Below are 26374 nucleotides of genomic sequence, written 5' to 3' on the forward strand. Positions count from 1 at the left end.
CTACTCAGCCAAGAACATTTCCTCTAAAGAAGGTTCATTGACTTCCACACGAAAAATGTTCACATGGCAATTCGTGAAAGCGCGGATGAGTTCAGCTATTTTCTGTTCACTGTCAACAGTGATAGTGGTGAAGGATGCTGTTTGTTGTATTTCTGTCCCGGCAGTTTCCAGCCAAGCATACAGCTTTTGAGCTTCGCCAGTCGGAATTGGATCATGTTTTAGCTGAACGGTGATCGCAGACCGATAATATGCACGCAGTTCATCCATCGTACCACTTTTGACGATGCCTCCGTCTTTCATGATAGCGATGGTGGTGCAGATTTTTTCAACTTCATCAAGGTTGTGGGATGTCATGAAAACGGTCTTTCCTTGTTGTTTCAATGAACCAATCAGCTTATGTATGTGTAAAGCAGATTCAGCATCCAGCCCCGAAGTTGGTTCATCTAGAAAAACAAGACTTGGATTGTGAATGATGGCTTGTGCAATGCCCAGTTTTTTCTTCATCCCGAATGAAAACTTACTGACTTTCTTTTTGCCCTCATTTTCCAGACCCACAAGCTTTAAGACATGCTGGCACTCTGTCTCAGAGACTGATTTACCAGACAGAGCTGAAAGAAATTTCAAATGTTTCATTGCCGACATTGAATTAAAAAGTGTAGAATAGTCCGGCATCACACCGATGTGCTTTTTAATGCGTTCATTGGGACCATCGACGCCAAGGAGAGAAAAACTTCCGCTCGTCGGGTGAGTAATACCTGTCAGCATATTGATGAATGTAGATTTGCCAGCGCCATTGCGGCCAAGAAAGCCGAAAATTTCTCCTCTCTCCACAACTAGGCTGATCCCGTTGACTACAGGGGTAGAGCCATAGGTTTTATTTAACATATTCGTTTCAATTGCTTTCATCAAAATTCCCTCCTATTAAAAATCGCCATTGCAGCTGCCAGTATCAATCCAGCCAAACCAAAAATAATCAAAAACAGGTAATTGTCTGCAACCAAATAGTAATAGGGGCTAGCAAACTTGAGCCAGCTAATCCAATTGTTGTCTGTAAACACAAGCCATAAGCTAAGAATTGGAAACAGCAGTCCAACCAATATACCCAAGAACATTGTTATAGAAGGTTTAGGAATCATGATGGACAACAAAATTGTCAAAGCAATTTGGAATGTTGATAAAGCAATCACTTGTGAAAAGATAAAAAAATTGAATTTCAATGAAAACATACCAATCAACAAGAATGAAATGAGGATGCAGGTAAACCAAAAAAGCCAGGTGCCGGCAAATTTACCAAGTATAATACGAAGCCGAGAAGTCCTGGTAACCAAAAAACGCATAGTTCGTTCGTGGCTCTCTTTGTTGATACTGTCATGTGAAAGTCCCATCACGAACAGCTGGCCGAATAACAGTAGCAAAAGTAGAAGTCCACCGGTATGGATATCGGACATTTCTTTTTCTGTCATAGAGATGCCCGTAGTCAAAACTTGCGAGTACTTCGCTGAGTAATAGGAAGTAGTGAGCAATATAGCAATGATAAGAATAGATTTGATGCTTTTAAACATACTGATAAACTCTCGTTTTCCGATTGCGATCATAGTGGATTCCCTCCAAGGTTCTTTTCGTTGCCCTCTAAGTGAGGCCTGCTTTTATTATAGAACCTTTTCCTTAAGGAGAAAGAAACGTTACCTTAATTCTTCCTTAATTCTCCTTTTTTTAAAGTTAGTGAATGATATTATAGTTAACAGGAAACTATTTGGAAAGGGGGGGCAGAATGAAAGAACCGCAATTATTGATTGTTGAAGACGAGCAAGCGATTTTACATATGCTGATTACGATTCTAAAAAAAGAGAATTTCTTCCATATTGATGCAGCAAGCTCAGCAGAAGAGGCTTTGGTTTTGTGCAAGATGAAATCATATGATTTGATTTTACTAGATATCACGCTGCCCGGTCGCAGCGGCTTTGAAGTCTGTCCGCTTATTCGAGAAATCTCCGATGCATCAATCTTCTTTCTGACAGCACGGTCGACGGACTTGGATAAGCTTTCGGGATTTGCAGTGGGGGCGGATGACTATATCACCAAACCGTTCAATCCACTAGAAGTTGCAGCCCGCATCAAAGTGCACCTTCGAAGACGTCTTGGAAGCGTACCACGGGTCGAAGCGAACTTATTTGAATTTGGTCCACTCTCCGTCAATACGAATGCTGGAGAAGTGAGACTTCATGGACAGCCCGTTGAACTCCCAGCCCAAGTGTATCAGTTGCTGTTGTTTTTCTGCAGGCACCCTAATCAATTGTTCAGCAAGAGCCAGCTTTACGAAAAGGTGTGGGGCGAAGAGTTTTTTGGAGAAGATAATACGGTGATGGTCCACATCCGAAAGTTACGAGAAAAAATCGAAGCAAGTCCGAGCAATCCGAAGTTTATTGTCACAGTAAGAGGACTGGGCTACAAGTTCATTCCGGAAGGAGGAACCCATGAATCTTTATAAGCGCTTTATGGTTCAGTTCTTCATTCAGCTGTTCTTGCTGTCGCTGATTTTCCTTGTAGGGATGCTTATAGTTTGGGCAGTGATTGGCTTCACCATCTCAGAAGACGAGATTCAAACTGACCTGGCTGAAGCTGATGCTAGCTATTTTACCAATCGAATCATTCTGGATGACAATAACCATTTCTTTAAAAAGAATTTGGAGGAACTTGCGGAAAGCCAAAATGGCTGGCTGATTCTATTGGATTCGGACGGAGCTATCCTTGATTCTTTTAACGCACCAGAAGTGCTGCCGACCCAATTCACTGTGAGTGATTTTACGGATCGGCTATGGGGAAGCCTAGAAGATAACCAACAATTTACTTATTGGGAAATTGAGTTTTTGGACATGGCCCCTCTTTTATTGTTATACGGCAGGAATAACATGGCTGAAGATTTATTGGAGTCTGCGGTACCAGTTATCGACTGGCAACAGGAAAACTTGAATTTAACGCTTGGAACTAAAGAGGAGCTCGAGAAAGAAAAAGCATGGATTCAGCTACTCAGTCCTGAAGGCAAGGTCCTGGACACCTATGGAGAAGTTAGTGAAAGTAGCCTGTATACAATGCAACAGTTAGGAGAGCTGCAAAGTGAGAATCAGTGGCTTGCATCTTTGACAAATACGGAAACGGGACTGACGGTAGTCACGGGACTCAAAAACGTACCATCGACAGCTTGGGGAACAACATTCTCAAATCAGAATCTTTTCTTGTTCGCTTTAACAACATTGATTCTCTTAGCTATAGGGACTTTTTGGTATGCACGGAAATTTGGTGCCCCACTCCTTGTGATGATGCAGTGGATCCAAAATTTAGGGAATGGTCAATACGAGGAGCCCACAAATGAGAATAAAGGCTCTTTGATCACCAATAAAAAAGGAAAGATCAAAAAGAAGTATCGTCTTTATAAAGACCTGATCGACACGCTTGAACAGTTGACTGCAACATTGAAGATTCATCAGCATCAGCAGAAAACCTTAGAGCGGACCCGTGAAGACTGGATTAGCGGACTGTCGCATGATTTGAAAACGCCGCTATCATCCATTTCAGGATATGCCCAAATGCTCGAGTCATCCGATTACGAATGGTCAGCAAAAGAGACCCGGGAATTCGCTTCAATTATGAATGAAAAATCCTTCTATATGATGGAATTGCTTGAGGAGTTGACCTTGACTTTCCGTTTGAAAAATCAAGCGCTGCCGCTGGCTAAGGAACAAATAGACATCAATGAATTCATTCGCCGCATTGTCATTCATTTCATCAATGATCCTTCGAACACAGAGCTGAAGTTTACATTCGTGGCGGCTCCTCAAAGCATTCGTGTGAATATTGACCCGATGTGGTTTCAGCGTATCATCGATAACTTAATCGCGAATGCAGTGAAATACAATCCGTCAGGAACAGAAATCAAAATTTCCGTCTCAACTATTGAACAGCATTTATTTGTTGTGTTAATTGAAGATGATGGAAAAGGGATGGAAATGGAAATAATGGAAAAACTTTTCGACCGCTATTACCGCGGCACTAATACCCATGACACGAGTACGGGTACAGGGCTTGGTCTGGCAATTACAAAACAGCTGATCCAGTTGCATGATGGTTCAATCCATGTAGAAAGTATGCCGGAAAAAGGTACTGCAGTGCGGGTTATTGTACCGGTTTAAGGGAAAAAAGCATTCTGCATACGGCTAACAGTAGATTAGGGAAATCTCAATGAGACAAAAGTGGCTATATCTCATCTCTCAATGGAATAAAATGTCCATGCATCTACTATTCCTTTTTGCTTCTCACTTTTTTCATTCTGAACAACCAGAACTGTATAGCAAAATATTGTGCTTGTTTTTTAAGAATCTTGAGAAGAACTAAGGTAGAGTTTACATATGACACCTTATCGGAAGCTACTTATAGTGAAAAGGAGAGAAGGGGCTGTACGTAGCGCATCTTTTCTCCTTTTTGTTTGCGAAACTGTACTTTTACGAACGCTTATCTGTTCGAATCAATTTCATAATGCGCACTTTTAAAAAATCATAGAAGAGCCGAAAATCGATGATTCCTTAAAAAAACGAATGAAATGGTGAATTACGCTGCGATTGTTTGAAGAACTTTTAAACGGTCGATGGCGAGTTTGGATGCGTTATACGCTAACTGAACCAAATCGACATGCAATTTGGCTTTCTTTCCAGTGCGATGATAAATCTGATTTAAGAGGAAATACCCTTTCAAATAGGCATTGACCCTTTCAACGGCACTTCGTGCCTTGTAGAGCTGTTTCCATTTCAGCGAGCCTCTTGCCGGCGCCGTGTATTTGCGGAGATCGTCCGTGATTTTCTTTTTGTATACTTTTTGGCACAAGCTGTCGTGGGCTAACGGACAGTCCGCGCATTCGCTTGGCCTCGTATACTTAAGGGTTTCGTGCTTTTTATCGAAACTGTCATATCGGTAGCTATGTTCGCAGACGCAGGTTGGCGCAAAATGACGATCAAATCCAATTGGTTCTGGTTCGTTCTTTTTATTGTAGGCAATGACTGATTGGGCGCCCATCCGGTAAACTTGTTCGTAAATCGGAGCGTAGTCGTATCCGGCATCCATTGTGGCATAAGCGATTTTGAGCGAAGCCAACCGTTCCTGTATTCCTTTAAGTAGCGGGATGGCGGCTTTTCCGTCATTCAGATTGCCCGAAGAAAATAGAGACTGAAGGATGTACTGGCTTTCTGCCCCAACGGCGAGATGGATTTTGAATCCAAACCAGAACACGTTCTTTCCTTCGCTATTCTTTTTCACTCCCCATTCGGGGTGTATGGGAACTGAAGCTCGCAGTTCCGAAAGCAGAATATCCAGCTGATCGGCAATTTTTTTTTCATATAAGGGAAGACTCGCTTCTTCTTCCGCCTTTTCCGCCAGCCATTGTTCCCGTTCTTCTTTCTTTTTGCGGCCACGCTTTTTCGTTTCTTTTTCGACCGCTTCTTTCTTTTGTGGCGCACAGTCACGTGCCTCGACATGGGTGGCGTCTATGGCAACAATTTCATCTGAGATGAACCCTTCAGACATGGCCATCAAAAGAGTGCATTCCTGGACAATTTCCAAGGCATCCGATTCGCTGACCCACGTAATCATACGTGAATAAGAAGCTTCCGAAGGAATCTCGTCCGATACCAAAAAGCCGCAGTCCACTTTGAAGCGCAAATCACTTTCCAAGCGTTTGACCAAATCTTTGATGAAGGGAATCCGTTCGGTGATCCGCACAATCAGCAAATAGATCATCGCCGCGTAATTCAAGGTTTGCGGTGGTCCGAAACGAGACTTTTTCGTCACAACATTAAGAATTGGATGGATATCAATTCCCGATAAAATTGAGTTGAACCGGTGGGTAGGTTCCAAGTCATATAAAACTTGCATGTCAAACAGGCTTTCTTGTCGTATAATAGGCATAGGGCAACTCTCCAGTCTGTTAATGTTTGTGTCGTAACTCTCATTATACAGGATTTGGGGAGGTGCTCTATTTTCTTAGGATTTTACCCTTAGAGCCGCAAGGGCTCGGAGTTATGAAATTGATTCATTTATTAAGTATTTCGAAAAAAACAATAATTTAAAAAGACTTAATGATAGAATTAAACCACTACATAGCAAGGCATGATAGATATGAAAACTCAAAAATAGATAAGGTGGTTGAAAAGCAGAATAATCTAATCTTCTTTTCAGCAGTACGAATAAAAAATTGGAAAGCGAATTCATATGTAGAGAAATCAAGAATTAGCAATTCGCCCTGTTGAGGAGAAAGATTCGCCACAATGGAAAAAATGGGATGCTCCATATTTTACACATAAGGCAAGTAAAACTATTAAGATAAATCGCAAAATATAAAAACAAGCTTTTTCTGTTTTTTGGGAGGCAATCATTATGAAGAAAAAAAGAAATGTATTAGGATATTTATCAATAATTACAGCATTAACAAGTGTGATTTTTTTCTTTTCACCAATAGATAATGAAATAGATGCAATTATAATTGGTTTAATTTCGTTATTAGGAATAGGATTTGCTTTGGCCTCCAAAGAACTGTGGTATGTTTTTATAGGCACTATATCAAATATGGCCATGTTAGGAATGGCTTATCTACTAATAATCGGAACAGATTTTAGTAAACTATAATTTAGAACTATTTTAATAGGAAGAATCGAATTGTATACAATGTTTTTCAATTTCATCTCGAAATCATCTGTCAAAAATTTATTAATCTACTACCCTTGGAATGAAAGCAGAGATCCAAAACCGTTATACTGAACGTGCTTCATAGTTTACAATTTACATATGATGAGTTATCGAAAGGGAAAAGCGAGAAGTGAGCTTTTCTCTTTCTCTTCATCTGGAAAAGTGAACTTTGACAAGTTCTTTTAAAAAGTAGAATTAAGCGCGTTCTTATTTTCAAATAGAATGCATATTTTTTAACGCCACGTGCTTTTTCAGCATGTTTCTTTATCTTCGTTAAGCCACTGTCCTAAATTGTCCGACGGCCTAATTCTTTCTGAATCATCTCAAGCTGGGCGGCTCGAAGCTTGCGCTCGTATGGGTCCGTTTCGGATTCTGGCTTGGCGAGATAGTCCTCGTTATACTTGATTTCCAGGTAGAGAATGTCCGTAGTCTCCATAACGGCATGCCGGTGGGACTTTTCCACTTCGGCTTCGATTTTCCCCAATTCATACTCTGCTGGATCTCGCTGAGCAATTTCGGCTTGAATTAGCGTTAGTGCTTTCAAATCCGGACACTTTTCATTGTTTAATCGTGTCAGTCGCTCATATAACTTCTTATTCGTCATTTTTTTAACGTTCGCTTCACTGAATTTTGAAAATAAGTTCATCATTATCCTCCTTTAAAGCTCTATTAGTGTAGTTACTCATGCATTTCGTTCACATCATACGAAATGGGTTGTTCAAAATAGGGACTTCCACTGATAAGTACACAGTACCATAACGGAATCAACTCCTATAAACTTAAGGAGACTCGCAAAGTTTAAATCGTGCATGTTAATTGTCCCAGTTTCATGTGTAATTGTTTGTACTTGAACATTCTCCTTCGTCATTCATACAAAATGCATCAAAATGAAATGAGGGCTTTTAGAATGATTGAAAAACTTTTTAAGAGATTATTTTCTAGAGATTACGGGCTGTCATCAACAGAGTTTGCGTTACTAATGGGTTATAAAACATGGAAAGAAGCTCAAGGAAATACCTATGCCATGTTCTTTACTGAAGTGGATGACTGGTGGTTTGCGACAGAGCTTCCTGATGGTCAATGGGCGGTGTGGAAAGAAGAAGGAGACATGCCCTATCCCTTTACGGTATTTTCTAGTCGGAGTGAAGCGATTGAACATCTAAGAGTCTTGTTCATAAAAAGTGCCTTACCTGAACGCAATTGGATCGAGGAGGCGTCAAAAAAGAAAGGCAAAGTTTTAGTTGATAAAGAAACCCAAATACAAATCTTGCTCCGGGGAAATGCCTTACAATTTGCTTGTGAAACATTGGGTGTGAAAGATATGCGAATTCGTGAATACGCTGAAGTTTTTACAGTAAGCATGGATGAAGTCTATGACTATGCATTGAAACAGGGTCTTCCGCAAAGTGGCTCGACACGCGACGATATGCTAATTGAAGGCTTCCATTATTACAAAAAAGACGGCAAATGGCACACTTTTTTCAGGGAGAGAGGCCAGACATTCGACGAAAAGAATTTTAATGATGAGGAGCTTGGAAAAAGGTACATCATTAAAACCCTGGTTCAATTGAGTGGTACGGGACTGTACTGACACATGCAAGTGCAAAGGGTCACTAGCCGTTAATTTCTTAAGCTTTTAGCTAAGGTTTTTATGAGTTTGCATATTCCAGATTATCGGAAGTTGTAGTCATCAAATTAAAGAATATCTGTTTCAACAAAATAAGAGTCCGGCAAAGCGAGCACTGTAGAAGTGCTCGCTTTGCCGGACTCTTTTTAGTCGGGAAAACCTGTTCTTCATTTCAATTAGCTTAATCGCTCTTCAGCCAACTTATAAATCTTTTCTTTATCGCGTTTCCCAATGGCTACAATCTGAATCACTTGGATGGTCGCCTCGGCTTCTCTGAAAATAATCCGTAGGCCCATCTTCTTGGTTTTCAGCTTGTTGAATTGCGCCTAATTGCCGTGAAGGGATTGGCCCGCTTCCATCCCTCTCAATTTGATTCGATTCAGCGCTTTATTGACGAAAATCTTTTGGCTGCCATCAAGTTGTTCATAATCTTCCGTTCAAGCTGATACAACGGTTATTCCCACCCGTCTTCTTCATCAATGATAGGGGGATTCAGTAGCAATCGCACCGCGAACTTCCACGTCTGAAAAAGTAGAGACATTTTCTGTCAGCAGCCGTTTTTCAGCCATCAAATCAGCCAGCTGATCGTAAAGTTCTTCTATTTCTTTGTTCAAGGACTCGTATTGTTTTTGGGTGAGCATCACACCGACAACCTTTTCACGGTTGAAGACATACACGCCAGCAGCTTCTTGATCGGCTTTCTGAAAAACTTCCATGGGTGACCGTTTGACATTCGAAATCGAAGTTGTGGGGATATCAAGTATTCTCATCGCCATTTCCATCCACTCCTTTAAGTTATGTGCATTATATACTTTTTAAAAGACTTTTTGATTTATCTATAAAATTGAAAATGTATTAAGTCAGTAAGACTTTTGATATTCGTTCAGAAAACTGTACTTTTACGAACGCTTCATCGAAATAGTATTCCCCCCTATTTCTTTAATGTTAAATGACTGTAAATTTTATGGAATTGCGCTGATAGTATAAAAGTTTTATGTTATCTTAATAACAAACACTAATATCGGAATTCAATATTGGAAACCGTTATTAAAAGGAGAAGTAGAATGGAAGACAAAGTGCTTCGCAAACTTTTTTTGGGATTTATTCATATCCATATCTTGCATCATGCTAAAGTGATGCCGATTTATGGCGTTTGGATGCTGGAGGAACTTCAGGAACATGGCTACAGCATCGGACCGGGAACGCTTTATCCGATTCTTCATTCTATGGAATCCGATGGCTTGCTGATGAGAGAAGACCGGAACGTAGAAGGTAAAATCCGGAAGTACTATAGTATTACGGAAAAAGGGGAACACGTTTTAGTTGAGGCTCAAAAAAAAGCCTATGAACTGTTTAAGGAGATAAAAGACTGAATCAAAGGAGAGAAGAGAGAATGATGAATCGAAAAAAATCGACTGTCAGTTTCAAATCATTACTGGAAATCTTTATTGTTTCCATCCGGTTAGGACTTACTTCATTTGGAGGACCTATTGCGCACCTAGGCTATTTTCATGAAGAGTACGTACGAAGAAAAAAATGGATGGATGAGAAAAGTTATGCGGATCTAGTTGCGCTAGCTCAATTTCTTCCTGGACCTGCTAGTAGCCAGGTAGGGATCGGAATTGGAGCGATGCGTGCAGGCGTATCAGGGGGAATCGTGAGCTTCATTGGTTTTACCCTTCCATCGGTTATCGCGTTGATTCTATTTGCGTTGCTATTACAAAGTTTTGATGTATCGGATGCTGGATGGCTAAAAGGATTGAAAATTGTTGCTGTCGCAGTAGTGGCTCATGCCGTTTTAGGTATGGCAAAAAATCTTGCACCCGACTTGAAGAGGAAAGCGATTGTCTTGTTTGCCTTGATTGGGACGCTTTTCTGGCAGACTGCTTTTACGCAAGTGGGTGTCATCTTGATTGCAGCTTTAATTGGTTATATTCTGTATAAAAACACTGCCGAAACAACAGAGGGACAGATGCAATTTCCAATTACGAAAAAGATAGGAACTGCTTGCTTGGTGTTATTTTTTGGATTCCTTTTTTTTCTGCCAATTCTCCGAGAAGTTACCGGCTCATACTGGGTAGCGATGTTCGATAGTTTTTATCGTGCTGGCTCATTGGTTTTTGGTGGGGGACATGTGGTCTTGCCACTTTTGCAGCAGGAATTTGTCCCGACAGGCTGGTTGAGTGAAGAAGCCTTTCTGGCTGGATACGGGGCGACTCAAGCAGTACCGGGACCCTTGTTTACCTTTGCAGCTTACTTAGGAACGGTCATGAATGGCTGGATTGGTGGCCTATTCGCTACTTTCGCTATCTTTTTACCGGCGTTCTTGTTGATTGTGGGAGCCTTGCCTTTTTGGGATGCACTGCGCGCAAATCGGAAAGTAAAGGGTGCAATCATGGGGGTCAATGCGGCAGTTCTGGGGATTTTAATTTCTGCGTTCTACACGCCAATTTGGACAAGTTCCATCATAGAAGCAAAGGATTTCGCTTTGGCAGCTGTCTTATTCAGTATGTTGGCTTATTGGAAATTGCCACCATGGCTGGTAGTTGTCACAGGAGCAATAGGCGGTTCTTTGCTTACTTTATTCTAAGCGAATACCTAGAAAATGAGTAAATAATCGATTAAAAAGACATTCTTTAAGTATTCGAATTTATTTTTCAACTTTACTTGAGAAAAAGGATGTTTTATTTTCTAAAGTCGATTACTTAGTTTACATATCATCAGATTATCGGAAGAGAAGGAGCTAATAGGCTTTTCTCTTCTAAACATTCAAGAATGGGGAAGTTTTTATGAGAAAGTTGCTGCTTTTTTTGTATATTGTTTCTTTGCTGGCAGTTTTAATCGGATTCTATGGAATGAACATCTTCACTGAATCTATTGAAGAAGATGGCACTGGCGGTGGTAATGGTAACCCAGCACTGTTTATTCTAGTTTTCCTCATGCCATTTTTCTTTTATTTTTTATATGGCACTACAGAACTTTCCATGCGGTTTGTAGAAAGATATAAAAAGAGACGAACTCTTGTTATCAGCTTAGTATTTAGTGTAGTAGCAACAATAAGCATAGTTGTTTACACTTTTTTAAAAGCTCAAGCTTTACGAAACGAAATCATACAGAGACAAGAGAATTTTGATGATGTTTCTCAGATTTCTTTATGGAATGCCTTTTCCAACTCTGTTTTTTTTAATCCATTGACTTTTATTCTCGTTATATTAGTTTGCTATATTTTCGGTGTGATTTGGAATAGTAGTAAAAATTGTAGAAAGAAAATACTTTAAACTAAAAAAGAGCGCTTGATCGATTACTTTCGATAGCGTTCTTTTTAGTTTAAATTTCTCCCTAGATTGCAATATTAAATGCAACAAAACATGTGCGAAATAGCAACTAAAGTGACAGGCTACTATTTATCCGGTGTGTAACTGGCAATTAAGACGCCAGAATCTGTTGAACGGATGTTCTTGAGATTGAACATTTTCTGATCAGCATTTTCTTTAAACAGCCGCTTGCCTTCACCTAATACGAGCGGGAATGTCATTAAATGTAGTTCATCAATTAAATCGTGTTTGAGCAAAGATTCAACGAGTTCTGCACTGCCGTAGACTACTAAACGCTGACCTGTTTTTTTCAATTTGCTGACTTCTTGCGGTATGTCGCGGGTAATCAAGCGGGCATTCCACTCTGTGCGCTTCAAGGTAGTAGAAACCACATACTTTGGTAATTTGTTGATTCGTTCTGCAAATCCCTCTTCATCTTCTGCTGCTGGCCATGCTGCAGCAAATCCTTCGTATGTGACTCGGCCAAGTAGAAGTGCGTCACTCCTAAATAACAGTTCCAACTGGAATTTAGCTAACTCATCATCCCAGTAGGGTGCAGTCCAAGAAGGTTCTTCCATAACTCCATCAAGTGTTACATACATCACGACAACAATTTTTCCCATAATCATTCTCCTTTGTGAATGAAGTAAGAGCGGGTGAACAAAAATCTATGTATTAGAAATAATTCTAGCTCAATAGAAAATCTCCTTTAAACTGATAAAGGTAGACTGTCGTTGCCAAACGATTGAAAACATTATAATAAAGAAAAATTGGGTTTATTTATAAAATATTAACAGTTTTTAGTGTTTTTAAAGTAAACTATAACTACTGTAAAAGAGGAGTGATAAATTATGCAATGCAATAGCTGCGCAGTGGCGGCCATCAAATTTGAAATTAAGCTGGAAGGGGAAACTAATCTTTCGGCGTTGCAGATAGTTGTAGATCATTTGAACAGAAGAGAAATAGAAGTTGTGCAAAAAAAAAATAAGCTACAAATAGATGAAAAAGGTGCTAGAGAATTTCTCGATTTTTGCAGTGATTTACTAGATGTAAATCAAGTGGTGTTCCGTATTAACCAAGAGACATGGCAGCCGTTAGAAGGCATGCCTGCGGTGTTTGCAACTGAATGGATCGACGAGGTCATTAAAGAAGAGCGGCTCATTTGTCATTATCAGCCAATAGTAGATGCAGATGAAAACATTTTTGCTTATGAAATGTTGGCGCGTTTTCAACACAAAGACGGGTCGATGATTTATCCAAACGAAATTTTTCCAGCAGCTAAGACCCGTGGACGTTTATATGCATTAGACCGAGTCTGTAGAATGACTGCGGTAAAATATGCAGCAGCACTCAATGGAGAAAAAGCATTCATTAACTTTATTCCGACTTCGATTTATTCGCCCGAATTTTGCTTACGTTCAACTATTGAATTAGCTGAGCAATTGGATGTAAATCCAAAATCTCTAGTGTTTGAAGTGGTGGAAACTGAGAAAGTAGACGATCTTAATCATTTAAAGAAAATCTTGCGCTACTATAGAGATAGAGGATTTGATTACGCATTAGATGACGTGGGTGAAGGCTATAGCACGATTGAGTTACTAGCCGACTTAAAGCCAAATTACATGAAGTTAGACATGCAATATGTCTTTAATGTCGCTGAAGATACAGAAAAGCAAAAAGTCGCAAAGCGATTTTTAGAAAAAGCTCAAGAAATCGGCTCTGTTCCGTTAGCAGAAGGAATTGAAACACAAGCGGATTTTGAATGGCTGAAAAAGCTCGGCTATCAATTGTTCCAAGGCTATTATTTTGGTAAGCCAGCAGCAAAACCTTTGTCTAAACTATGAACAAGACCTTAATGAAAAGCCCAACAACCGTATGTGGTTGTTGGGCTTTTATAAAAAAAAAAACGTATACTGTAGAAATGCTAAATTTTTAACTTAGCAATAGAAAGAGGGAACACGAGGATGATATCGTTTGTTTTAACGTTAAGACGAATGCTAAAAACTTTTTTTCAATTAATTCGAAACAAAGAGTTCCAAGTACTACTCGGGTTAACAATCATGATGTTAGTATCGGGCACTATTTTCTATTCAACTGTAGAAGGATTCTCTGTAGTGGATGCATTGTATTTTAGTGTAACGATTTTGACAACAGTTGGTTCGGCGACGCTAGAGCCTTCAACGGACTTCGGTAAAATTTTCACGATTTTTTATACGATTACCGGAATCGGGGTCATGTTGAGCCTGATTTTGCAATTGTCTATTCAAATGCGCAATGAAAAAAAGCGACCAGTTGTAAAAGACGAAACAATAGCTCCAAAATAAATCACAAAAACACACAGCAAGCTTCGTTTATGAAGCTTGCTGTGTGTTTATTTTTTTAGTAACAGATAAACGAAATAAGGAGCTCCGATCAACGCAGCCATAATACCTGCTGGAATACCAGAAGGTTCGAGCAAATTCCGTCCGATGGTATCAGCTAGCAGCAGCAACCAGCCACCGATTAAAATGGCGAGCGGCAAGAATAGTTGATGCCGCGGTCCGACAATGGCTTTCGCAATATGTGGTGCCATCAAGCCGATAAATGCGATTCCACCGGTAACAGAAACTGCAGATGCGGCTAGAGCGACAGCAGCCAGTAGCAAGATTATGCGTTCTTTTTCAATAGAGACACCAATGCCTACAGCCACCGGATCACTAAGACCAAGAACATTCATGCGATTTGCTTTGTATAAAGTGAAAGGAATTAAGACGACTAGCCAAGGGAGAATAGCCAAGATGAATGGCCAATCCGCCCCCCAAATACTACCGGCCAGCCAGTTGGCAATAAAATCGACTTTTTCCGGTTCAGCAGAAGATATTAGTACAATCATGACGCCAGACAATGCCATCGAAAACCCAATTCCGACGAGCACTAAACGAATAGGTTGCAGCCCCGTACTGCGAGAGTATGAAAATGCATAAATCAAGACAGCAGTTAAAAGTGCCCCAACAAAAGCCACGATAGGAAGCAAATAAGCAAAAGCACCAGCTTCTACAGGAACAAATAAGAAGAACACTGAAATGGCGACACCGGCACCTGAATTGATACCGATAATGCCAGGATCTGCAAGGTCATTGCGTGTGATGCTTTGCAAAATAGCTCCAGACAAAGCCAATGCCATTCCGGCAAGCAAGGTGATTAAAATACGTGGCAGCCGGATGGAAAACAGGATAAATTCTTCTTTAAAAGTGCCTTCTCCCAATAGTGCAGGCACTAAGCGGTCATAGGAGATAGGAGAATAACCTAAGCCCATACTCGTGATGGCAGTCAACAAGATTAACGTCAGTAATAGGTAATACGAAATTCGTTGTTTTTTTCGTAAGCTTGGATGAATCATGCGAATGCTTTGCCTCCTTTACGGACAATAACGAGGAAGAAAGGCAAACCGATAATCGCAATAATTGCTGCGACTGGCGTTTCAAACGGTGCATTGATTGTTCGGCCGATCAGATCAGCCAACAGCATCCCAATGGCTCCAGCTACTGCAGACATGGGGATGATAAACCGATAATCAGTCCCCACAATGGCTCTTACGACGTGAGGAATCATTAAGCCGATAAAGGCCATATTACCAGCAAGTGCAACAGCAGCCCCCGCAAGTAATGTGATGATAACAAAGAGAATGGCTTTGATTTGTGCTGTTTTCTGCCCAAGACCGATGGCGGTTTCTTCGCTCAAACTGAGAATGGTCAATTGCCGTGACAGCAATATAGCAATCAATAAAGACACAGCGATAAAAGGAACAACTACTTGCAGTTGTCCCCAGGAGGTACCGATCAAACCGCCTGCTGTCCATTGTGAAATGTTTTTAGAGATATTAAAGTAAAGACCAATGCCTTCCGCAATCGCTGTCAGAAACGCAGATATGGCCGCACCAGCGAGCACGATACGAAATGGCGAAAACCCACCTTTTTTAGCAGCACCAATCCCGAACACTAACGCTGCACCGACTGCCGCACCGATAAAGCAAGCAATCATGATGCCGAAATAATTAGCAGCAGGAACAAACGCTAAAGTAAATGCAAGCGCAGCATTCGCACCAGCTGTTAAGCCGAGTAGCCCAGGGTCAGCGAGCGGGTTGCGAGTCATGCCTTGCATCATGGCACCCGAAACGGCGAGTGCTGCGCCAACAAAAACAGCAGCAATTTCACGAGGCAGTCGAATTTCGCGAATTACCCCGATGCCATCACTAGAAGAAGTCGAAAACAAAGCGAGTGCGACTTCTTTTAAGCTAATATCTGCTGCGCCGAAAATCAATGAAACAATTAAGGTTAGTACAAGTAAGGCTAGACTCAACGTTAATTTAATTGGGAAGGGAATTTTAAGTGTCATTGTCATCATCTTTTCCTAAGAATAAAAGAGGGATTCTTCAGCAGAATCCCTCTTTTTTGTTAGATACGTTAAACCCATCGATGTTCCATCACTTACCTAAAAAGTTTTCAATAAAGAATTCCAATTGGTATTCCAGTGTAATCGGATCATTAAAATAAAATTCTTTGGCATTGGCCACAAAAATCTGTCCGTTTTTGGCAGCAGGTGTATTTTTGTACAGGTCTGTTTCCTGGAACGAATTATCCTGTGTGCTGTCTTTGCTAAAGATGACGTAGTCGCCCATGTATTCCGGTAACACTTCTTGAGACAACATGTAATAACCGTCCGCTAACGCCATTTCTTTCACTTTTGCAGGCATTTTTAGTTTCATTTCTTGATAAAGAATTTCTGTTCCGCGGCCCCAGTTGTCGCCGAAAACATACAGTTGCTTGTCAAAGTTTTCAATAACCGAAACGGTTGCATCTTCACCGATTTCAGCGCGGATGTCTTCTCCCGCTTGCTGTGCGCGTTCTTGGAAGTCGGTAATCCAAGTTTGTGCTTCTTTTTCTTTATTGAGGACTTTACCGATTTCAAGGTGTTGCTCCAAATAACCCAATTTGCCATAAGTAAAAGTAACAGTCGGTGCGATTTTGCTTAATTTGTCGATGTTGTTAATGGTTGAACCGCCAATGATCAAGTCCGGCTCTAATTCAATGATTTTCTCAAGGTCTGTATCTGCCACTTCTTCTACATCTACTAACTTTTCTTCAAAACGCGGGTTGTTTTTTGACCATGAATCGACGCCTACTAAAGGAACGTCTAGAGACATCACGTCACCGCTATACGTGGAAAGAACAATAACGCGTTGTGGATCCGCAGGAACTTCAACAGGACCGCTTTCAGATTCATATGTAATTGTATCAGGAGCTTTGTCACTTTCTCCAGCAGTCGTTTCCTCAGCAGTTGACTCAGAATTACAGGCACCCAGGATTAGCAGTAACGTAAATAAGAATAGCGGTAAAATAATTTTTTTCATATCGGTTAAACTCCTTTAACTAAGTTGTATGTTATGCACATCGGTTTTTGTGTTCGCGGATCGAGCCCGATGTCAGCGTCGATGCGGAATACTTCTTTTAGAACAGGTTGAGTAATGACTTCATGGCAGTTGCCAGATTTAATGATTTGTCCGTCTTTCATGGCGATGATGTGGTCTGCAAAACGTGCTGCTTGGTTCAGGTCGTGGAGCACCATGATAATGGTCCGCTCTTGTTCACGGTTTAGCTGCTGAAGCAGTTCGAGAATTTCCAATTGGTGAGCCATATCCAAGTATGTGGTAGGCTCGTCTAGAAAAATCATTTCGGTTTCCTGTGCCAGAGCCATGGCAATCCAGACGCGCTGGCGTTGGCCACCCGATAAAGCGTCAACCGGATGATATTTGAAAAATTGCGTGCCGGTGACGTCAAGCGCCCAGTTGATGATTTCATAATCTCTTTTAGAAAGTCGGCCAAAGCCTTTCTGATAAGGAAATCGTCCGTAAGAAACTAGCTCGCCAACGGTTAATCCGGCGGCACTATCTGGCGTTTGAGGAAGAATCGCCATTTTTTTGGCTAGCGACTTCGTATTCTCCTGTGCAATATTACTACCGTCTAATACGACTGTCCCGGATTGATGCGGAATCACACGAGTAATCGCTTTTAGCAGCGTTGATTTGCCGCAGCCATTTGAACCAATAATCGTCGTAATTTTTTTGTCTGGAATTTGGACAGTCAAATCTTTGACAATCAAGCGGTCTCCATAGCTAATAGTTAGCTCCTCGGTGAACAAACGCACCATCCAAAAAACCTCCTAATTTAAATTTATTATCTTTTTCATTGATAATGATTATCATTTTCAGTACAATCAATACTATAAGACTAAATTATAAGGTTGTCAATAGAAATACAATGCGATAGGAGTGAAGATAGATGGTGGAAAAAGAGCTTTTTGATGTAACGATTATAGGTGGAGGTCCTGCGGGTTTATATTCAGCCTTTTATAGTGGTTTACGAGAAATGAAAACCAAGCTTGTTGAATTTCAGCCACAATTGGGCGGTAAAATTCATGTGTACCCGGAGAAGATGATTTGGGATGTAGGAGGACAGCCACCAATTCAAGGAGCAAAGCTTATTGATCAACTAGTTGCACAAGGGCTAACCTTCCAACCAGAAGTCGTATTGAATGAAAAAATAGAGGCTATAGCGAAAAACGAGAATGGTTTTTTTGAACTAATTGGCTCTTCCGGCCAGATTCATTTATCAAAAACGGTTATTGTAGCTGTGGGTGGAGGTATTTTGAACCCTCAAAAGCTGAAGATTGAAGGGGCCGAACGTTTTGAAGTGTCGAACTTGAATTATACGGTCAAGTCCCTTGAACGATTCAAAGACAAGATCGTTCTCATTTCGGGCGGTGGAAATTCGGCAATCGATTGGGCCAATGAGCTTGAGCCACTTGCCAAACAAGTGTATGTCACTTATCGGAAACCAGAGCTTGCCGGACACGAAGCACAGGTGACACAGTTGATGAATGGATCGGCTATTTGTTGCCTTCATACGAATATTACACGTTTGATCGCTTCAGACGATCGAGATGTCATTGAATTTGTTGAACTCACTCATCAGGAAACAAAAGAAATACAGCTGTTGCCAATCGATGAAATGATTATCAACCACGGGTATGAACGCGACATTAGTTTACTCGGCAACAGCCCATTGAACATTGAAGTTGCCGATGATTATTACATCGCAGGTACGTCGAATAGTGAATCTTCAGAGGAAGGTCTTTTTGCAGCCGGTGACATTCTGCAGCATGAAGGGAAATTGAATTTGATTGCTGGGACATTCCACGATGCGGCAAATGCAGTCAACAAAGCCAAGCAATATATTCAGCCGGATGCGAATAAAATCGCAATGGTTTCTTCTCACAATGAAGTGTTCAAAAAACGCAACAAAGAATTGGTTAAGCAACTGTTAGTATGAGAAGGTAGAAGTTAGTCGACGTCTATCTTTCATCGTTCAATTGGAAAACAGCTATTTTATCCATTGTCGGCAACAATTCAAAAAACAGACGGAGAAAAAGTATTCTTTTTCTCCGTCTGTTCTATTTTAGACGCTTATGTGACAGCCTCTTTTTTAATTATTTATACCCTAATGCTACTGCATCAGCTCGTTCTTTTTTACCGTGCAATACATAATATAAAAATGCAGTTGCAAGTACCACAAACCCTAGTATTCCATAGAGTGAGTTATAGCCGATCACCGGAATGATAAAGCCGAGAAGATAGGGACCAAAACCTAATCCAGCGTCCATCGCAATGAAAAATGTTGAAGTGGCAAGCCCCATACGATGCGTGGGTGTCAGTTTGATCGCGACAGCTTGAGTGGTTGACTGCATATTACCAAATCCCAATCCAATTAAAGCACCTGCGACCAATAATCCGGTGCTGCTACTGGAGACGTTTAATAAAAACAATCCCGCTGCAAAAAGAGCGAACGCTGGATACATAATAAAATTAGCACCTTTTAGATCCATAAGTCGTCCTGTAAATGGACGAGATAGCAAAATCGCAATTGCATAAACCAAGAAGAAGTAACTAGCAGCTTGTACAAGGTTTTCTTCCATCGCATAAAAATTGATAAATGATAGGACGCTTGAATAACAAAGCGCAACCACTAAACAAACGATGGCAATAGGAACTGCTTTCAGTTCAACAAATTCTGAGATTTCAAACCCTTTCGTAACGTTCTTTGTTAATGGCACTTCGACTGGAGGTACATAAACTAACAAAGAGACGACTAGGCTGACCACACCAAGAGCTAGACAAACAGAGAAGATCATTTCATAGCTGCTATATTGACTCAACATCAAGCCAATAAATGGTCCGAAAGCAGCTGCCAATGTTGAGCTCATACTAAAATAGCCGATGCCTTCACCTTTACGGGTCATGGGAATAATTTGTGCGACAATCGTTCCTGCAGCCGTACTCGCCATTCCCAAAGTCATGCCATGAAGAAAGCGGTTGGCCATTAAAAACGGCAGTCCGAAATTTAAGAAGTAAAAAAAAGTTGTCAATGTAAACAAGGTCGTGCCGATAATCAGCGTTTTTTTACGGCCAATTTTATCGATGCTGCGGCCAATAAAAATTCGACCCGTCAATGCACCTAAGATGAATATTCCTGTCACTAGTCCAGCTTCGCTCGTTGAAGCGCCGTATTCTGCAACCGCATAAACTGCGATGGTTACCATTAATAAATAAAAAATAAGGATTAAAAAGAAATTCACTAACGAAGTGAGGATAAAATCTCTTGTCCATAAAGTAGGTTTTGAAGTGTTCAATAGAAATGCTCCTTGCTAAGTAAAATAATTCGTAAGGCTGGGAGGTAGATAGGCACAAAAGAAACAGACAGCCAACTCGAGGCTATCTGTCAGTTTTTATCAGTTTGAAGTTTTGGCTTCAAGTAGGCCAACGATTTTCGTAATAGTCAGTTGACTGTCAAGCATTGGCGATTCTTTTTTCGGTTCGTTGCTGTCAGCACTTGCTGCAGGACGTTTATGTGCTTCTTTAAAGACGTCGCTCGTTTTCCATGCTTCATAATTTTCAAGAGTCTCCCAGTACATACTGACATTCAATTCATCGTACTCAGTCGAATCTTGTGTAATTGCGACTTCAACTTTTATAAATCCGTCCATTTCTTGTAAAGCACCAGGGCGTGAAAAGTTAGGCGCCATTTTTTCTGCGAATCCGGATTTCATTTTGATGCGGTTGGTTACGATATACATGAAGAATCTCTCCTTTTGCGTTCGAATTTGAGTTGCTCACTGCTATTCACTTTATCACATTTTGGATATAAATGTCTGTGCTGTTAGTACCGAATTCTTTTTCTATTTAATTTACTAGCCGTCATTTATAATTGAAAGAATAGGGAAAGAGGGGTTTTCATGCCACGTCAAAGAGAAATCATCAGTTGGATAGGGAGCAATAACGCTTATATTGATCAACTAGACATTCAGCAATTCAACCATTTGGTACTCGGCCGATTCGGTGGAAATTCTACAGCTGGCCAAGTTAAAAATGAAGACGGTTGCTTGATTTGGATGGACGAAAAAGAAGGTTGGGAATTTGTTATGATTTTGGATGCCCATCGTTCAGCTGAAAGTGCTGAATTGGTTGTTAGGCAATTTCAAAAAAATATGAGTATTGTCGCTTCTTTACTATCTGGTAAGGTTAGTGTTGGGGTTTTTAGTGAATTAGAAAAAAGGTTGCTGCAACTGTTTCAAGAAGACAGTTTTTTAGAGGCATGTCGTCGTGTTGAAGGCGAGACAGCTTGTCTAATTGCGGTGAGAAAAGAAAAGTACCTTTACTGGTTTTCTGTCGGTGATTGCCTACTATACTTGTTTCATCCCGAATTGATCGATTTTGGACAGTATCAACTTAACCAACGACAGTTTTATGAATGGATTGGACAAGTAAATACTTTTGAACAAGCGGTGCCCTGTTTTAGTAGCGGTGTCCGAGAATTACGGCAAGGAGAAAATCAGCTCTTGCTGACGACAGATGGACTGGTAGAATGTCCTGGCGCCGTATTTTCTGAACCCGACAGTATTTGGCAACAATGCAAGGACACCGCTACCACTGATAGCGTAAGTGCTCTACTCGCTACAATTCAAAAAAACCACGTTCGTGACAGCACGACAGTGGTTTCGTGGAAAGTAACTATTGCAGAAGCAGCAAGTTACGCTAGCAATCAATAGCTTTCGCTTTTTACTAAGTGCGTTGTGCAGTTAAATAGAGAGCAACGCCATTGAGTTTCAGTATGCGTTAATAACGTGATAGAGGTGTTATCCATAGACGTTTTTTGGAACGTTTCAGGCATGAGTTTTTGCAACGTTAGACCAATCAAAGCGCCATGGCTGACAAGCAATACGCGTTGATCACTGAAATGTTCTAAGACATCTTGAACACAGGCCAGTCCTCTTTCAGCAGCGTCTTCCAAGTTTTCCATCGCTAAATCTAAGGTACGCCAATCGGCTCCCCATTTTTCAAGACGCTCTTCTTCTGTTGTGCCTTCGATTTTGCCACCACTTCGCTCACGCAGCCGTGGTTCAAAATGATGAACGGGTAAACCAAGCGTGTTACCAATAATTTCAGCGGTTTCTTTAGCACGTGCTAAATCACTAGAGATGATGACATCCCATTTTTCTTCAGAAACGAGTCGTTCTGCAAGTGACGCGGCTTGTTGTCTGCCCGTTTCATTGAGGGCAACGTCTGCAGAACCTTGCGCGATGCCTTGTATGTTCCAATCTGTGATACCATGCCGTACAAATCCAATAGTTGTCATTCAAGCCAACTCCTTTGTTATACTCTGTAATAGGATAACTGAAAAAGATTGGATACAACAAGGCGAATAGGTTAGGAGAAAGATTAAGAGTCGATTTATCCTAGCGAATGACTTGTTGCTTTCTAAGTGAAAAAAAGATTTTAATAGAGGTGGGTTCAGATGAAAAAAGTAGCATATGATGGTTATTATAAAGAAGAAAACTATTTTGGAAACCCTTATCCGGGGCTACTGGAATTTTTCTCGACTTTTCAACCTAAAGGAACTGTTGTTGATTTAGGTTGTGGGCAAGGAAGAGATGCATTGTCACTAGGCGAGCTTGGTTACAAAGTAATTGGAGTTGACCATTCGGCTGTTGGTATCGAACAGTTGAATCGAGAAGCTAAGAAGAGAGAGTTAACTGTAGAAGGAATAGTTGGTGATGTATACACATATCAAATTTCAAAAGATATCGATGTGGTGTTACTAGATTCGATGTTGCATTTTTACAAAAATGATTTAAAAAAAGAAACCGAATTTGTAGAGATGATCCTAACTCAGCTTAAAGAAGGCGGAGTTTTCGTGAACTGTATCATTAAAGGCGATAAAGGTGAAAAGATTCTAAAGAAAATTATTGACGAGTCGCCATCTGAATGGGAAATCCTTATCGATGAATATACAGACTACTGTGAAGCGAGTGTGGAATACCATCTGCTTGCTGTTAAAAAAGGAAAGCCTAGTAAAAATTTGTAGAACATACTAGCAACTTGTAGAAATACATTAAAAAAATCCCCCGAACTGAGCTAGTGCTCAGTTCGGGGGATTTTATCTATTTAGCAGTCATGATACAGTTTGTCGTTTCTTTTCATTTTTATCAATCACTGTCGTACCCACTAGGTCTCCCGTAACATTAAGCCCTGTAGCACCCATCCCTACAATTGCATCAATAGCTGTTAGTAATGCGACAGCTTCTATTGGCAATCCTAGCTGGACGAATACGGTAGCAATCATGACAATCCCAGCACCTGGAACGCCGGCAGTTCCGATAGATGCCAACGTACCGACAAGGACAACCATGAGCATTTCAGAAAGACTCAGTGGGTCTCCAACAAGATTTGCTGCGAAAACGGCAGAAACGGCAATTCGTATTGCTGCGCCGTCCATATTGATTGTGGCACCGAGCGGTAAACTAAAGCCGTATAAACTTTTTGATAATCCTAAGTTTTTAGCAGCATTCAAAGTTAATGGCAACGTACCAGAACTGCTTTGTGTCACAAACGCAGTCAGCATCGGCGTCCGTGCTTGTTTGAAAAATTCTAACGGATTCACTTTAAACACGAATAGAAGCAATACATAGAGCAGAATTTGAACAAGTAATGCGGCATATAACACTAAAATCATCTCACCTAGGGAAAACAACGTATCTAAGCCTTGGCTTCCAACGGTTTTTGCCATAATAGCAAAAATCCCAATCGGTACATACTGCAGAACCGCTTTCAGTACGATCAACGTCATTTCGTTTAATGCATTAACGGTTTTGTACAAATGTTCGCCTAAGCTTCCCAATTCAGTGGAATTGCGCATGTAAGACAATGCAATGCCAAAAGCAAAAGCGGTAAAAATAATGCCGAGCAAGTTAAGCTCAGTAAAAGCTGTGAAAATATTAGAAGGAACAATGTTTAATAGCACATTGATGACTCCTGGGTTTTCTGGAACATCAAAGGTTTCATTGCCTTGTAATTGCATCCCCATGCCAGGCTGTAGCAAGCTAGCCACTGCGAGGCCCACAATAATGGCAAAAGCAGAACTCAATGTGTAGTAAATAAACACTTTTCCACCCATTCGTCCAAGATCTCCAATGGATGATTGGTTAATGCCGACCATCATTGTGAAAAGAATTAACGGAATGATTAAGAAAGTTAACAAGTTCAGTAACAAATCACCAAGCGGAGCCAAAACAGCCGCCTGCTCTCCAAAAATTAGTCCAACGGCAACGCCGAGTATAAGTGCAATTGTGATTTTCAAAATCAATGATGTCGTAAGGTATCGATTCCATACAGCTTTCATATTTTCACTCCTATTTTCAATTACTGTTAATCCTTATAAAATCTATCGGGATTCATTTCATTAATTTATAACAGTCTATAGCTTAATGTCAAAGCATCTGTTTGCATGACCAATAGAATTCTTGACTGACAAGCACTGAGTTGCTCACTAACGATTTTCAATGACATTATTTTTTCAATAAAAGTTCATAAAATTTGAATCATAAGATTTTGTTGAGATACTAGTAAGTATAATGATTTTTAGTTTGAATATTCAAATAATAAGAACTTATCGATTGACTATCCTATTCAAAAACTGGAGAAAATGAAAGTTTATGTCAAAACAAGTGCATTAACTTAGGGAGTTGAATTACAGGAACTAGCAATGCCCGATAGCATTAGTTTTACGCAAGGTGCCGCCATCCCAGTAGCCGGAAAAACCGCTTTAGAAAGCTTGCGGACTCTTGACCTTAAACCAGGAAATACGTTATTTGTAGCTGGGGCTTCAGGAGCAATTGGAACAATCGTGATTCAATTGGCGAAAAACCGAGGGATTCGAGTAATTGGTTCTGCCTCCAGCAAAAATCATCCACACTTACTGTCACTTGGAGCTGAAAAAGCAGTTGATTATTCAATTGCTGAATGGAAAGATCAAATCAAACAATGGATGCCAGAAGGAGTAGAGGCAGCTTTAGCTATTCACCGCGGAACAAGCAAAGATAGCATGGATATAGTAAAAGCTGGCGGAAAAGTAGTAACGGTTTCAGGTGACAAAGTAGATTCGGAAAGAGAGATTAAAGTAGAGCAAATGCAGCATCAACTCAGCATACAAGAGGCAGTAAACATGCTGATTCAAGATATGGTAGAAAAAAAGCTCCATCTAGTAATAGAACACGTCTACTCGTTTGAACAAGCACTGGATGCGTTAGAGAAAACAGAGACAGGACATGCAAGAGGAAAGCTTGTTGTTTCTATGGAAGAAGCCTGATTAAAAAAAGCTCGCTCCTATCAAAAGGAGTGAGCTTTTTGTTGTTATAACCGTTTATGGGCCATCGCTTCGCGCATGTCTTGAAGTGCTTTTTTGCCGTCAGTGCCGCGAGCAATCATTAAATTGGTATAAAGCGCATCGATCAAACTCAGTTGGGCGATACGAGAAGCCAATGCTTCAGAACGAAAATCAGTTTCTTCTGAAACGGTATAAAGAGCGATGTCCGCTTCCTTAGACAAAGGCGATTTGGCAAAATTTGTGACAGAGATAATGGTAACGCCTTTTTCCTTCAACACATGAAGAACGTCAAGAACATCAGTAGTCGAACCTGAATGAGAAATAACAATCGCCACATCATCTGATTGCAGTTGAGAAGCGGCCATCAGTTGCATATGAGAATCCAAATTCATGGAAACGTGAAGACCTAAACGAACAAATTTATGGTAGCCGTCCATCGCGACCATGGCAGAACCACCATTGCCATAAAAGTCGATCTTTCGAGCATTCATCAGTTTATGGGTCGCCTGTTCCATCGCTTCTGCATCCACAATTTGAAGCGTATCTTCAAGCGTTTTGATGTTGGAACGGAATACTTTTTCGGTGACAACGCGAATGCTGTCGCCGTCTTCAATTTTTTCGTGAATATCTTTTAAAGGCGCCACGACTTCCGCAGCAAGCGAAATTTTAAATGCTTGGAAACCTTTAAAGCCTATTCGTTGGCAAAAGCGGAAAATAGTCGATTCAGCTAATCCCAACTCATCCGCGATTTGATTGATGGTCAAATGAATAATGTTTTTTGGATCATGTAAGACATAATCGGCAATCTTTTTTTCTTTTTCACTAAAATGGCGGTAACTACCGCGTATGGCAGCCAGCGCAAATTGCTGTTCTTTCATACTCCGCGCCTCGTTTCTGTCTAAATAGTTTCGTCTATTATACAATAACATGTTGCGCGCGGAAAAATATTT

28 protein-coding genes are annotated in these 26374 nt (G+C 40.7%); 13 read left to right on the forward strand and 15 right to left on the reverse strand.

All coding sequences use genetic code 11. The annotated features are described in order from the left end of the window. Both AUO94_RS09385 and AUO94_RS09390 read right to left on the reverse strand, forming a co-directional pair. Complete coding sequence (locus tag AUO94_RS09385) at window positions 1-906, reverse strand: ABC transporter ATP-binding protein (RefSeq protein WP_058383962.1); 906 nt, start codon at window positions 904-906, stop codon at window positions 1-3. After that, the gene (locus tag AUO94_RS09390; RefSeq protein WP_058383963.1) at window positions 906-1595 is read right to left on the reverse strand and encodes an ABC transporter permease; all 690 of its coding nucleotides are present in this window, start codon (window positions 1593-1595) and stop codon (window positions 906-908) included. Before AUO94_RS09390 ends, AUO94_RS09385 begins: the two co-directional genes overlap by 1 nt. Window positions 1596-1771: 176 nt before the next feature. Here AUO94_RS09390 and AUO94_RS09395 point away from each other — a divergent pair, with 176 nt between their 5' ends. After that, window positions 1772-2488, forward strand: a complete 717-nt coding sequence (locus AUO94_RS09395; protein WP_058383964.1) for a response regulator transcription factor — start codon at window positions 1772-1774, stop codon at window positions 2486-2488. Continuing rightward, the gene (locus tag AUO94_RS09400) at window positions 2475-4187 is read left to right on the forward strand and encodes a sensor histidine kinase (protein WP_058383965.1); all 1713 of its coding nucleotides are present in this window, start codon (window positions 2475-2477) and stop codon (window positions 4185-4187) included. The genes AUO94_RS09395 and AUO94_RS09400 overlap by 14 nt, the downstream gene beginning before the upstream one ends. 415 nt (window positions 4188-4602) lie before the next feature. Here AUO94_RS09400 and AUO94_RS09405 read toward each other — a convergent pair whose 3' ends face one another. Then, window positions 4603-5952 carry a transposase gene (locus tag AUO94_RS09405; RefSeq protein WP_058383966.1) on the reverse strand — a complete coding sequence of 450 codons (1350 nt, stop codon included), beginning with the start codon at window positions 5950-5952 and terminating at the stop codon, window positions 4603-4605. Window positions 5953-6420: 468 nt separating this feature from the next. Between AUO94_RS09405 and AUO94_RS09410 the strand changes: the two genes are divergently transcribed. After that, window positions 6421-6669, forward strand: coding sequence for a hypothetical protein (locus tag AUO94_RS09410; protein WP_058383967.1), 249 nt, complete (start codon window positions 6421-6423; stop codon window positions 6667-6669). Window positions 6670-7015: 346 nt separating this feature from the next. On the opposite strand, the gene AUO94_RS09415 is transcribed toward AUO94_RS09410, so the two are convergent. Continuing rightward, the gene (locus AUO94_RS09415; protein WP_058383968.1) at window positions 7016-7375 is read right to left on the reverse strand and encodes a hypothetical protein; all 360 of its coding nucleotides are present in this window, start codon (window positions 7373-7375) and stop codon (window positions 7016-7018) included. A 261-nt stretch (window positions 7376-7636) separates the two neighbouring features. On the opposite strand from AUO94_RS09415, the gene AUO94_RS09420 reads away from it, so the two are divergent. Continuing rightward, window positions 7637-8320 (forward strand): hypothetical protein, encoded by a 684-nt coding sequence (locus tag AUO94_RS09420; protein WP_058383969.1) that lies wholly within the window; start codon window positions 7637-7639, stop codon window positions 8318-8320. 512 nt (window positions 8321-8832) lie between these two features. Here the strand turns inward: AUO94_RS09420 and AUO94_RS09430 are convergent. Next, window positions 8833-9132: a hypothetical protein gene (locus AUO94_RS09430; RefSeq protein WP_058383970.1), complete on the reverse strand. Its 300-nt coding sequence runs from the start codon at window positions 9130-9132 to the stop codon at window positions 8833-8835. 288 nt (window positions 9133-9420) lie between these two features. On the opposite strand from AUO94_RS09430, the gene AUO94_RS09435 reads away from it, so the two are divergent. From AUO94_RS09435 to AUO94_RS09445, 3 genes are all read left to right on the forward strand, one after another. After that, on the forward strand, window positions 9421-9729 hold the full coding sequence (locus AUO94_RS09435) for a PadR family transcriptional regulator (protein ID WP_058383971.1): 309 nt from the start codon (window positions 9421-9423) through the stop codon (window positions 9727-9729). Between the two features lie 23 nt (window positions 9730-9752). After that, on the forward strand, window positions 9753-10946 hold the full coding sequence (gene chrA, locus AUO94_RS09440; RefSeq protein ID WP_058386815.1) for a chromate efflux transporter: 1194 nt from the start codon (window positions 9753-9755) through the stop codon (window positions 10944-10946). A 199-nt stretch (window positions 10947-11145) separates the two neighbouring features. Continuing rightward, on the forward strand, window positions 11146-11634 hold the full coding sequence (locus tag AUO94_RS09445; protein ID WP_058383972.1) for a hypothetical protein: 489 nt from the start codon (window positions 11146-11148) through the stop codon (window positions 11632-11634). A gap of 122 nt (window positions 11635-11756) precedes the next feature. Here the strand turns inward: AUO94_RS09445 and AUO94_RS09450 are convergent, their stop codons facing one another. Continuing rightward, window positions 11757-12293 carry a dihydrofolate reductase family protein gene (locus tag AUO94_RS09450; protein WP_058383973.1) on the reverse strand — a complete coding sequence of 179 codons (537 nt, stop codon included), beginning with the start codon at window positions 12291-12293 and terminating at the stop codon, window positions 11757-11759. Between the two features lie 228 nt (window positions 12294-12521). Between AUO94_RS09450 and AUO94_RS09455 the strand changes: the two genes are divergently transcribed. Both AUO94_RS09455 and AUO94_RS09460 read left to right on the forward strand, forming a co-directional pair. Continuing rightward, on the forward strand, window positions 12522-13514 hold the full coding sequence (locus AUO94_RS09455) for an EAL domain-containing protein (RefSeq protein WP_058383974.1): 993 nt from the start codon (window positions 12522-12524) through the stop codon (window positions 13512-13514). A gap of 120 nt (window positions 13515-13634) precedes the next feature. Next, the gene (locus AUO94_RS09460) at window positions 13635-13994 is read left to right on the forward strand and encodes a potassium channel family protein (RefSeq protein WP_058383975.1); all 360 of its coding nucleotides are present in this window, start codon (window positions 13635-13637) and stop codon (window positions 13992-13994) included. 47 nt (window positions 13995-14041) lie between these two features. Here AUO94_RS09460 and AUO94_RS09465 read toward each other — a convergent pair whose 3' ends face one another. The 4 genes from AUO94_RS09465 to AUO94_RS09480 all read right to left on the reverse strand — a co-directional run bounded on the left by AUO94_RS09465 (window position 14042) and on the right by AUO94_RS09480 (window position 17856). Next, on the reverse strand, window positions 14042-15049 hold the full coding sequence (locus AUO94_RS09465) for a FecCD family ABC transporter permease (protein WP_058383976.1): 1008 nt from the start codon (window positions 15047-15049) through the stop codon (window positions 14042-14044). Beyond that, a complete protein-coding gene (locus tag AUO94_RS09470) occupies window positions 15046-16044 on the reverse strand; it encodes a FecCD family ABC transporter permease (RefSeq protein WP_149456873.1) in 999 nt (332 codons plus the stop codon). Before AUO94_RS09470 ends, AUO94_RS09465 begins: the two co-directional genes overlap by 4 nt. Before the next feature lie 88 nt (window positions 16045-16132). Beyond that, the gene (locus AUO94_RS09475) at window positions 16133-17059 is read right to left on the reverse strand and encodes an iron-hydroxamate ABC transporter substrate-binding protein (protein ID WP_058383978.1); all 927 of its coding nucleotides are present in this window, start codon (window positions 17057-17059) and stop codon (window positions 16133-16135) included. Between the two features lie 5 nt (window positions 17060-17064). Further along, the gene (locus AUO94_RS09480; RefSeq protein WP_058383979.1) at window positions 17065-17856 is read right to left on the reverse strand and encodes an ABC transporter ATP-binding protein; all 792 of its coding nucleotides are present in this window, start codon (window positions 17854-17856) and stop codon (window positions 17065-17067) included. Window positions 17857-17987: 131 nt separating this feature from the next. Between AUO94_RS09480 and AUO94_RS09485 the strand changes: the two genes are divergently transcribed. Then, the gene (locus AUO94_RS09485; RefSeq protein WP_058383980.1) at window positions 17988-19037 is read left to right on the forward strand and encodes an NAD(P)/FAD-dependent oxidoreductase; all 1050 of its coding nucleotides are present in this window, start codon (window positions 17988-17990) and stop codon (window positions 19035-19037) included. Between the two features lie 157 nt (window positions 19038-19194). Here the strand turns inward: AUO94_RS09485 and AUO94_RS09490 are convergent, their stop codons facing one another. Both AUO94_RS09490 and AUO94_RS09495 read right to left on the reverse strand, forming a co-directional pair. After that, window positions 19195-20394 (reverse strand): MFS transporter, encoded by a 1200-nt coding sequence (locus tag AUO94_RS09490; RefSeq protein ID WP_058383981.1) that lies wholly within the window; start codon window positions 20392-20394, stop codon window positions 19195-19197. 99 nt (window positions 20395-20493) lie between these two features. Continuing rightward, complete coding sequence (locus AUO94_RS09495) at window positions 20494-20838, reverse strand: heme oxygenase (RefSeq protein WP_058383982.1); 345 nt, start codon at window positions 20836-20838, stop codon at window positions 20494-20496. 159 nt (window positions 20839-20997) lie between these two features. Here AUO94_RS09495 and AUO94_RS09500 point away from each other — a divergent pair, with 159 nt between their 5' ends. Next, complete coding sequence (locus AUO94_RS09500) at window positions 20998-21810, forward strand: PP2C family serine/threonine-protein phosphatase (protein ID WP_058383983.1); 813 nt, start codon at window positions 20998-21000, stop codon at window positions 21808-21810. Here AUO94_RS09500 and AUO94_RS09505 read toward each other — a convergent pair. Further along, on the reverse strand, window positions 21804-22397 hold the full coding sequence (locus AUO94_RS09505; protein ID WP_058383984.1) for a histidine phosphatase family protein: 594 nt from the start codon (window positions 22395-22397) through the stop codon (window positions 21804-21806). The two genes, AUO94_RS09500 and AUO94_RS09505, sit on opposite strands and share 7 nt — an antisense overlap. Window positions 22398-22556: 159 nt before the next feature. Between AUO94_RS09505 and AUO94_RS09510 the strand changes: the two genes are divergently transcribed. After that, the gene (locus tag AUO94_RS09510) at window positions 22557-23126 is read left to right on the forward strand and encodes a class I SAM-dependent methyltransferase (protein WP_058383985.1); all 570 of its coding nucleotides are present in this window, start codon (window positions 22557-22559) and stop codon (window positions 23124-23126) included. An 87-nt stretch (window positions 23127-23213) separates the two neighbouring features. Here the strand turns inward: AUO94_RS09510 and AUO94_RS09515 are convergent, their stop codons facing one another. Further along, window positions 23214-24440 (reverse strand): dicarboxylate/amino acid:cation symporter, encoded by a 1227-nt coding sequence (locus AUO94_RS09515; protein WP_058383986.1) that lies wholly within the window; start codon window positions 24438-24440, stop codon window positions 23214-23216. A gap of 363 nt (window positions 24441-24803) precedes the next feature. Between AUO94_RS09515 and AUO94_RS09520 the strand changes: the two genes are divergently transcribed. Continuing rightward, window positions 24804-25406, forward strand: a complete 603-nt coding sequence (locus tag AUO94_RS09520) for a zinc-binding dehydrogenase (protein ID WP_058383987.1) — start codon at window positions 24804-24806, stop codon at window positions 25404-25406. 44 nt (window positions 25407-25450) lie between these two features. Here AUO94_RS09520 and AUO94_RS09525 read toward each other — a convergent pair whose 3' ends face one another. Next, on the reverse strand, window positions 25451-26302 hold the full coding sequence (locus tag AUO94_RS09525; protein ID WP_058383988.1) for a MurR/RpiR family transcriptional regulator: 852 nt from the start codon (window positions 26300-26302) through the stop codon (window positions 25451-25453). Window positions 26303-26374: the final 72 nt, after the last annotated feature.

The sequence above is a fragment of the Planococcus kocurii genome (genome assembly GCF_001465835.2).
GTDB lineage: Bacteria > Bacillota > Bacilli > Bacillales_A > Planococcaceae > Planococcus > Planococcus kocurii.